Consider the following 9,762-nt stretch of genomic DNA (forward strand, 5'->3'; position numbering starts at 1 on the left):
TGCACATAGCAAAAACGCGGCAGGGGACCGGATGGTTCCCCGAAACCCACACCATCACACGGCCTCCTCGTGCATCCACTGCCGCATCACCGTCAGCAGATGGTCCGGATCGACCGGCTTCGTGACGTAGTCGGACGCCCCCGACTCGATCGCCTTCTCCCGGTCGCCCTTCATCGCCTTCGCGGTCAGCGCGATGATCGGCAGCCCGGCGAACTGGGGCATCCGGCGGATCGCGGTGGTCGTCGCGTACCCGTCCATCTCGGGCATCATGATGTCCATCAGCACGACCGCCACATCGTCGTGCTGCTCCAGGACCTCGATGCCCTCGCGGCCGTTCTCGGCGTACAGCACGGACAGGCCGTGCTGCTCCAGGACGCTGGTGAGGGCGAAGACGTTGCGGATGTCGTCGTCGACGATCAGCACCTTCTCGCCGCCGAACCGCACGCCTCGGCACGCCTGCGGGACCGGTTCCTGCTCGGCGGCCGACCACTGCCCGGGCCGCTGTTCGACCACCGGGGCACCCCTGCGGCGGCGCCTGAAGAGGGCCGCGGCGCCGTTCTGCGTCTCCTGGTACGACTTCACCTCGGCCGGCGTCTCGATCTCGGCGCCGGACAGCTCGGACAGCGGCTGCTCGGAGGCCACCAGGTCGCCCGCCGCCAGCGCGGGCGCCGGCTGCTGATAGCCCTGCGGCGGCAATTCGCTCGGATGCAACGGCAAATACAAGGTGAACGTGGAGCCGCGTCCCGGTTCGCTCTGCGCGTGGATCTCACCACCGAGCAGCTGCGCGATCTCCCGCGAGATCGACAGCCCAAGACCCGTGCCGCCGTACTTGCGGCTGGTCGTGCCGTCCGCCTGCTTGAACGCCTCGAAGATGACCCGCATCTTGCTGGCCGCGATGCCGATCCCGGTGTCGGTCACCGAGAACGCGATCAGCTCCGCGTCCGGGTCGGTGAGCGAACCGGCCTCCAGCAGCTGCTCCCGGACGCCCACCGGGACGTCCGCACCGGCCGGCCTGATCACCAGCTCGACCGATCCGGAGTCGGTGAACTTCACCGCGTTCGACAACAGGTTCCGCAGCACCTGGAGCAGACGCTGCTCGTCCGTGTGGAGCGTGGCAGGCAGCTCCGGAGAGACCCGTACGGACAGGTCGAGGCCCTTCTCCGCGGTCAGCGGGCGGAAGGTGGCCTCCACGTAGTCCACCAGCTGGACGAGCGCGATCCGCGTCGGCGAGACGTCCATCTTGCCCGCCTCGACCTTCGACAGGTCCAGGATGTCGTTGATCAGCTGGAGCAGGTCGGAACCGGCCCCGTGGATCGTCTCGGCGAACTCGACCTGCTTCGGGGTCAGGTTGGAGTCGGCGTTGTCGGCGAGCAGCTTGGCCAGGATCAGCAGCGAGTTGAGCGGGGTGCGCAGCTCGTGCGACATGTTGGCCAGGAACTCGCTCTTGTAGCGCATGGAGACCGCCAGCTGCTCGGCGCGCTCCTCCAGGACCTGCCGCGCCTCTTCGATCTCGGTGTTCTTGACCTCGATGTCCCGGTTCTGCTGGGCCAGCAGCTCGGCCTTCTCCTCCAGTTCCGCGTTGGACGCCTGCAACGCCTTCTGCCGGTTCTCCAACTCGGCCGATCGCTCCCGCAGTTGCTCGGTCAGCTCCTGCGACTGCTTCAGCAGCACCTCGGTCTTGGTGTTCACGGAGATGGTGTTGACGCTGGTCGCGATCATCTCGGCGATCTGGTTGAGGAAGTCCTTCTGGATCTGCGTGAACGGCGTGAAGGACGCCAGCTCGATCACACCGAGCACCGTTCCCTCGAACAGCACCGGCAGCACGATCACCTGGGCGGGCGGCGCCTCGCCGAGCCCCGAGGAGATCTTCAGGTAGCCGCTGGGCGCGTTCTCCACCAGGATCGTGCGTTTCTCCTTGGCGGCCGTCCCGATCAGCGCCTCACCGGGCCGGAACGACGTCGGCATGGAACCCATGGAGTAGCCGTACGAACCGAGCATGCGCAGCTCGTAGGCGTCCTCGCGCTCGTCGTTCATGTCCTTGCCGTCGAGCAGCGGCATCGCCAGGAAGAACGCGCCGTGCTGCGCGGAGACCACCGGCGTCAGCTCGCTCATGATCAGCGAGGCGACGTCCTCCAGGTCGCGGCGGCCCTGCATCAGCGCGGAGATGCGCGCGAGGTTGCCCTTGAGCCAGTCCTGCTCCTTGTTGGCGATCGTGGTGTCGCGCAGGTTGGCGATCATCTTGTTGATGTAGTCCTGAAGCTCCTGGATCTCGCCGGACGCGTCGACGTCGATCTTCAGGTTCAGGTCGCCCCGGGTCACCGCGGTCGCCACGCGCGCGATGGCGCGCACCTGCCGGGTCAGGTTCCCGGCCATCTCGTTCACGGACTCGGTCAGGTCGCGCCAGGTGCCGTCCACGTCACGCACGCGTGCCTGCCCGCCGAGCTGGCCCTCCGTGCCCACCTCGCGGGCGACCCGGGTGACCTCCTCGGCGAAGCTCGACAACTGGTCGACCATGGTGTTGATCGTCGTCTTCAGTTCGAGGATCTCGCCCCGGGCATCGATGTCGATCTTCTTCGTCAGGTCGCCCTTGGCGATGGCCGTCGTGACCATGGCGATGTTGCGCACCTGACCGGTCAGGTTGGACGCCATCTGGTTCACCGACTCGGTGAGGTCCTTCCACGTGCCGGCCACGCCCGGGACGTGCGCCTGGCCGCCGAGGATGCCGTCCGTGCCCACCTCGCGGGCCACCTTGGTCACCTGGTCGGCGAACGAACTCAGCGTCTTGACCATCGTGTTGATGGTGTCGGCGAGCTGCGCCACCTCGCCGCGCGCCTCGATCGTCACCTGACGGGTCAGGTCGCCGTTGGCGACGGCCGCCGACACCTGGGAGATGTTGCGCACCTGCATGGTCAGGTTGTTGGCCATGAGGTTCACGTTGTTGCTGAGGTCCTTCCAGATGCCCGTGACCCCCGGCACGTGCGCCTGGCCGCCGAGGATCCCCTCGGTGCCCACCTCGCGGGCCACCCGGGTCACCTGCTCGGCGAAGGACGACAGCTGGTCGACCATGGTGTTGACCGTGGTGACGAGTTCGAGGATCTCGCCCTTGGCGTCGACGGTGATCTTCTTCGACAGGTCGCCCTTGGCGACCGCGGTGGTGACCTCGGCGATGTTGCGGACCTGGATGGTCAGGTTGTTCGCCATGAAGTTCACGGACTGCGTGAGGTCTTTCCAGGTGCCCGCGACCCCCTGGACCTCCGCCTGGCCGCCCAGCATGCCCTCGGTGCCCACCTCGCGCGCGACGCGCGTGACCTCCTGGGCGAACGACGACAGCTGGTCGACCATCGTGTTCAGGGTGTTCTTCAGCTCCTGGATCTCCCCGCGCGCGTCCACGGTGATCTTCTGGGACAGGTCGCCCCGCGCCACCGCCGTGGCCACCTGCGCGATGTTGCGGACCTGGGCGGTGAGGTTGCCGGCCATGCCGTTCACGGAGTCGGTCAGATCGCGCCACACGCCCGCCACGCCGGGCACCTGCGCCTGCCCGCCGAGGCGGCCCTCGGTACCCACCTCGCGGGCCACCTTGGTCACCTGGTCGGCGAAGGCGGACAGCTGGTCCACCATCGTGTTGATGGTGTTCTTCAGCTCCAGGATCTCCCCGCGCGCGTCGACGTCGATCTTCTGCGACAGGTCGCCCCGCGCCACCGCCGTCGTCACCTGGGCGATCTGCCGCACCTGGGAGGTCAGATTGCCCGCCATGAAGTTGACGGAGTCCGTCAGCTCCTTCCAGGTGCCCGAGACGCCGTCCACGCGGGCCTGACCGCCCAGGCGGCCCTCCGTGCCCACGTCCCGGGCCATCCGGGTCACCTGGTCGGCGAAGCTCGACAGCTGGTCCACCATCGTGTTCACGGTGTTCTTCAGCTGGAGCATCTCGCCGGAGACGTCGACCGTGACCTTCTGCGACAGATCGCCGTTGGCCACCGCCGTCGTCACCTGGGCGATGTTGCGGACCTGACCGGTGAGGTTGCGGAACGCCGTGTTGACCGAGTCCGTGAGGTCCTTCCAGGTCCCCGCGGCGCCCGGCACCTGCGCCTGGCCACCCAGCTCGCCCTCGACCCCGACCTCCCGCGCCACCCGCGTGACCTCGGCGCCGAACGCGGAGAGCTGGTCCACCATCCCGTTGACGGTGTTCTTCAGCTCCAGCATCTCGCCGGCCACGTCGACGGTGACCGTCTGCGACAGATCACCGCTCGCCACCGCCGTGGTCACCGCGGCGATGTCCCGCACCTGCGTGGTCAGGTTCCGGAACACCGTGTTCACCGAGTCCGTGAGGTCCTTCCAGGTCCCCGCGGCGCCCGGCACGTTCGCCTGCCCGCCGAGCCGCCCCTCGCCGCCGACCTCGTTGGCCACGCGCGTGACCTCGTCGGCGAAGATCCGCAGCGTCTCGGTCATCTGGTTGATCGTCTCGGCGAGCTGCGCGACCTCGCCGCGCGCCGGGACGGTCACCTTCTGCGACAGATCACCGTTGGCGACCGCCGTGGTGACCTGTGAGATTCCCCGCACCTGGGCGGTGAGGTTGCCCGCCATGGTGTTGACCGAGTCGGTCAGTTCCTTCCACACGCCGGCCACCCCGGGCACCTGCGCCTGGCCGCCCAGGATGCCCTCGGTGCCCACCTCGCGTGCGACCCGCGTCACCTCGGACGAGAACGCGGACAGCTGCTCCACCATCGTGTTGACGGTGTTCTTCAGCTCCAGCATCTCGCCGGCCACATGCACGGTGACCTTGCGCGACAGGTCACCGCGGGCGACCGCGGTGGTCACCAGCGCGATGTCCCGGACCTGCGCGGTGAGCCGGTTGGCCATGGTGTTGACGGACTCCGTCAGGTCCTTCCAGGAACCGGACATACCGCGCACCCGGGCCTGGCCGCCCAGCTTGCCCTCGGTGCCCACCTCGCTGGCCACGCGCGTGACCTCGTCCGTGAACGTGGACAACTGGTCGACCAGATTGTTGACGGTCCGCCCGACCCGGAGGAACTCGCCCCGCAGCGGGTGCCCGGTGCCGTCCGGCCCGTGCGTGCGCAGTTCCATGCGCGGCGACAGATCGCCCTCGGCCACCGCGGTCAGCACCCGGCCGACCTCGGAGACGGGCCGTACGAGGTCGTCGACGAGCGCGTTGGACGCGTCGATCGCGGCGGCCCAGGAGCCCTCGCAGGCCCCCGTCTCCAGCCGTTCCGTGAGCTTTCCCTCACGTCCCACCATGCGCCGCACCCGCGACAGCTCACCCGTCAGGTGCAGATTGCGGTCGGCCACCTCGTTGAAGACCGCGGCGATCTCGGACATCACGCCGTCGCCGGAGACGGTGAGCCGCTTGCGGAAGTTCCCCTCGCGCATCGCGACGAGCGCCGCCAGCAGCCGGTTCAGGGCAGCGGTGTCCACCGTGGTGGTACCGCCCTGCTTTCCCAGGGAGCGTCCGCCTTTCGCGCGCGTTTTCGTGGCCCGCGTCGCTGCGCCAGACTCCACTGTGTCCCTCCCGCGGGGCTCGACCGTCACTGCTGTGCTCGTCGGGTACTGCCGAACGGTGTTCCGGTTACTCCGGCGTACCGGTTACTGCTGGGTATTTCTTCCAGATGCGCTCCGGCCACACCAAGGGCTGCTGCCCCCCGTGCACAGAACACACTCAGCCTGTCCGGACCTTCACAAGAAGCCTGCCCAGTGTTTCACCCCTGCGGAACCAGGCCATAACAGTTCGGCAGCTTCGCACACCGTCCACACACCCCGGGGGCGTAAAGACCGGCGACCGGCATCCGTCCGGACGGCGAAGGTAAGTAACCTTGCATGCGGCTGTCCAGCCGCACCGGTCCGTCCGGCCTGGGCGGTGGCAGGAGAACGACCGGGCATCGGAGGGACGGCCGCAGAACCATGACCACGGGACTGATCCCCGGGGGACAGCCCCCGGACCGGCCGAAGGGGGCGCGGATGCCGCAGCAGCGGCGTGAGCAGGTCGGCCACGCAGCCCTGCCCGTCGACAACCGGCCGAGGAGTTCTGTGATCACCGCGCGCGCGGCCGCCAGCTTCGAGCCCGTCGGACGATCCGTCGCGACCGCCCGGTCCTTCGTCCGCGACACCCTCCAGGGCTGGGGCTTCGCCGACATCGTCGACGACGCCGTGGTCCTCACCAGCGAACTCGTCACCAACGCGGTGGTGCACGCGGGCACGCACGCCGACGTGCTGTGCCTGCGCACCGAGGACGGCGTACGCATCGAGGTGGCCGACCGCTACCCGGAGCGCGAACTGCCCGTGCAGAGCGCCGCGATCGCCATGGGCAGCCCGGACCGCGAGGGCGGCCGCGGACTCCAGCTGTGCGCGGCCCTGGCCGCCCGCTGGGGTGTCGAGTACACGCCCACGCACAAGAATGTCTGGTTCCAACTCGACCTGCCAGAACGGCCGGTCGGCACCCGCGCGGCCGGACCGTCGCTGCCCGCCGACCTGCTCCCGCTCGCCGACGGCCGGGTCCGCGTGGCGGTCGTCCAGATCGACCGCGAGGGCGCCATCACGTCCTGGAACGAGGACGCGGAGGACCTGTTCGGCTACACCGCCGACCAGGTCACCGGCAAGCCCCTCACCGATCTCGCGGCCTGGCCGCACACGCCCGGCACCAGCACCGGCATCGTGGAGGCGCTGCGCCTGTCGCGCTGGGAGGGCAGTTACGGCATCCGCGGCGCCGACGGCCGGGTCACCTCCGTGTACGCCTCGCACCTGCGGGTACGCGACACGGGCGGCGAACCCTCCACCGTCTGCCTGCTGGTGCGGGACCACGAACGCGCCGTTCTGCAGACTCCGTTGCGCGTCCCGGCCTCCGACACTCCCCCGGCCTCCGACGGCCAGAGCACGGACCCGTTCGAGGTCTTCATCGGCTCCCCCGCCCCGGACGACCTCGACGGCCTCCTCCAGCGCACCGTGGAGCGCGCCCGCGACATGCTCGACGGCGACTCCGCCTTCCTGCTGCTGGCGACCGACGACGAAACGGAGCTGGAGGTCCGCGCCTCCACCGGCCTGCCCTCGGCCCGTCAGCGCTTCGCGCGCGTGCCCGTCGAGGCGGGCCCCGGCCGGTACGGCTCGGCCCGCATGCCCGCCGTCCACGACGACCTCACGGCCGTCCCGGGCGCCGTTCCGCTGCTGGCCGGCACCGGCATGCGCTCGGTGGTCACCGTCCCGCTCAAGGTGGAGGGCCGCCTCACGGGCTCCCTGGGCGTCGCCGCGGAGGCGCCCGGCCGATACTCCAACGAGGAGGCCCTGCGCCTCCAGTTCGCCGCCGACCGCATCGCCCTGGCCGTGGAATCGGCCCGCCTGGGCGAACTGGAGCGGCTGCGCCGTGGCTCGCTGAGCTTCCTCGTGGAGGCCTCCGACCTGCTCGCCGGCACCCTGGACCGGGACCAGACGCTGGCCCTGATGGCCCAGATGACGGTGCCCACCCTGGCCACCTGGTGCGCCGTCTACACCATCGCCGACCAGGCCTCGGACCCCTATCTGTCGTATGTCCTGCACGAGGACGAGGAACTCATCGACGGCATCAAGTCGTTGCTGTCGAAGATCGCGCCGCCGGATCCGGTGCCCACTCCGGGTGCCCGGGTCTGGACGGCCCCCGGCGAGGTGGCCCACCAGGCGGCGCTGCGCACCTCCATGCGCAGCCTCGGCCTGACCGGCGGACCGCCCCACCAGGTCTCCGCCGGCATCGGCCCGACGCTCGCCACGGCGGCCGCGGTCGGCGGCGAGACCGTGGTCCTGCCGCTCGTCGCCCGCAACCGCGTCATCGGCATGCTGACCCTGGGCAAGCCGACCGACGAACACTTCCGGCAGGAAATCCTCGAACTGGCCGAGGACCTGTCCCGCCGGGCCGCACTGGCCCTGGACAACGCCCGGCTGTACTCGGAGCGCACGGCCATCAGCCAGGCCCTCCAGCGCAGCCTGCTGCCGCCGGGCACCCCGCACATCGAGGGCGTCGAGGTCGAGGTCATCTACCGCGCGGCCGGCGAGGGCAACGAGGTCGGCGGCGACTTCTACGACGTCTTCCCGATCAGCGACGACGCCTACGGCTTCGCCATCGGCGACGTCTGCGGCACGGGCCCCAACGCGGCGGCCGTGACCGGCCTCGCCCGCCACGCGCTGCGCCTGCTGGCCCGCGAGGGCCTGAGCGGCCCTTCGGTCCTGGAACGCCTGAACTCGGCCATCCTCGACGAGGGTTCCCGCAGCCGGTTCCTGACGCTCCTGTACGGCGAGATGCGCCCGCAGGCGGACGGCAGCGCGGAGTTGAAGGTGGTGTGCGCCGGCCACCCGCTCCCCCTGCGGCTGCGCCAGGACGGCACGGTGGAGCCGGCGGCCGAACCCCAGCCCCTCCTCGGCGTCATCGAGGATCTGGAGCTGTACGAGGAAACGGTCACCCTCGACCCGGGCGACGTGCTGCTCTGCGTCACGGACGGCGTCACCGAACGCCGTGAGGGTTCCCGCATGTTGGGCGACGACGGACTCGCGGACGTCCTCACCACCTGCACGGGCCTGACGGCGGGCGCGGTCGCGGCCCGCATCATGCGCGCGGTGGAACGCTTCGCCTCCGACGCGCCGTCCGACGACATGGCCATCCTGGCGATGCGCGTCCCGGAACTCCAGTAGGACGGAAGGGCCGAGAAGGAATCGAGGCATGAGAAAGGGCCCCACCCGGTCGGGTGGGGCCCTTTCTCATCGGAGCCCCCAAACGGAATCGAACCGTTGACCTTCTCCTTACCATGGAGACGCTCTACCGACTGAGCTATAGGGGCCTGTCGCCTTTTTGAGGTTTCCCTCGCGGCAACGGACCAGAGCATACCCTGAGTGCAGCCGTGCTCCCAAACTCGTTCAGTGCCGCTCAGAAGGCGGGCTGAAGCAGTCCGCCGAGCGCATTGCACGCGGAGGCGATCCGCTGCATGTCCCGCTTCGTCAACGAGGCGTCCACGGGCAGCGCCAGCGTCTCGTCGGCGGCCCGCTCGGTCTCCGGCAGCGACACGCATCGACGGAACTCCGGCATCCGGTGCACGGGCGTCTTCACCGGCACCCGGCACTCAACTCCCCTGGCCCGTACGGCCCGTGCGAAGGCGTCCCGGTCCGGCCTGCCGTTCCCGGGCACGCGCACGACGTACTGCTGGAAGGTGTGCCCGTCACCGCCGTCGGGGGTGCGTACGCCGCGCAGCCTGGCGTCGAGGTAGGCGGCCCGCTGCCGCCGTTGGGCGATCTCGTCGTACGGCACCTCGGACTCGATCCGTTCCAGCACCAGGAGCCCGTGCCGCCGCCCTGTCCCGTGCAACTGCCCCAGGTCCGCCCGCCGCCCGAAGCGGTGCACGACCACGACCGCCGCGGTACGGGAGGTTACGGCCGCTTCGACGGCGGAGGCGTCCAGGCAGTAGGTCACCGGGTCTATGTCGGCGAACACCGGGAGCGCACCGGCGAGGGTCACGGCCTCGGCGACCTCGACGTTCCCGAAGGCCGGCACGACGACCTCGTCACCGACTCCGACACCGGCGGCCCTGAGCATGGCAGCAGTACCCATGTGCTGGATGCTGAGCGCGCAACGTGAACGTCACGTTACGGCAAACAAAAAAGGGTTGGGCCCCGAACCGAAGTTCAGAGCCCAACCCTTGAAGAATAGTTCGGCGGTGTCCTACTCTCCCACAGGGTCCCCCCTGCAGTACCATCGGCGCTGTAAGGCTTAGCTTCCGGGTTCGGAATGTAACCGGGCGT

General features: G+C 69.6%; 3 protein-coding genes, 1 tRNA gene and 1 rRNA gene. 1 reads left to right on the plus strand and 4 read right to left on the minus strand.

Features of this window, described 5'->3' with window-relative positions; all coding sequences use genetic code 11:
• Positions 1-54: 54 nt before the first annotated feature.
• A complete protein-coding gene (locus tag ACFYTE_RS24010; protein ID WP_388713884.1) occupies positions 55-5,514 on the minus strand; it encodes a HAMP domain-containing protein in 5,460 nt (1,819 codons plus the stop codon).
• Between the two features lie 399 nt (positions 5,515-5,913).
• On the opposite strand from ACFYTE_RS24010, the gene ACFYTE_RS24015 reads away from it, so the two are divergent.
• The gene (locus ACFYTE_RS24015) at positions 5,914-8,661 is read left to right on the plus strand and encodes a SpoIIE family protein phosphatase (RefSeq protein ID WP_388713887.1); all 2,748 of its coding nucleotides are present in this window, start codon (positions 5,914-5,916) and stop codon (positions 8,659-8,661) included.
• A 73-nt stretch (positions 8,662-8,734) separates the two neighbouring features.
• Here the strand turns inward: ACFYTE_RS24015 and ACFYTE_RS24020 are convergent.
• The 3 genes from ACFYTE_RS24020 to rrf form a co-directional block, all read right to left on the minus strand.
• A tRNA-Thr gene (locus ACFYTE_RS24020) sits at positions 8,735-8,807 on the minus strand.
• Between the two features lie 86 nt (positions 8,808-8,893).
• Positions 8,894-9,556 (minus strand): DegT/DnrJ/EryC1/StrS family aminotransferase, encoded by a 663-nt coding sequence (locus ACFYTE_RS24025; RefSeq protein ID WP_388713904.1) that lies wholly within the window; start codon positions 9,554-9,556, stop codon positions 8,894-8,896.
• A 113-nt stretch (positions 9,557-9,669) separates the two neighbouring features.
• Positions 9,670-9,762, minus strand: a 5S ribosomal RNA gene (rrf, locus tag ACFYTE_RS24030); the annotation flags it as partial.

This window comes from Streptomyces sp. NPDC004629, assembly GCF_042873595.1.
GTDB lineage: Bacteria > Actinomycetota > Actinomycetes > Streptomycetales > Streptomycetaceae > Streptomyces.

Coding starts and splice junctions, on each gene's coding strand:
- ACFYTE_RS24025 (WP_388713904.1), bottom strand. CDS start 9,556: ATGCTCAGGGCCGCCGGTGTCGGAGTCGGTGACGAGGTCGTCGTGCCG.
- ACFYTE_RS24015 (WP_388713887.1), top strand. CDS start 5,914: ATGACCACGGGACTGATCCCCGGGGGACAGCCCCCGGACCGGCCGAAG.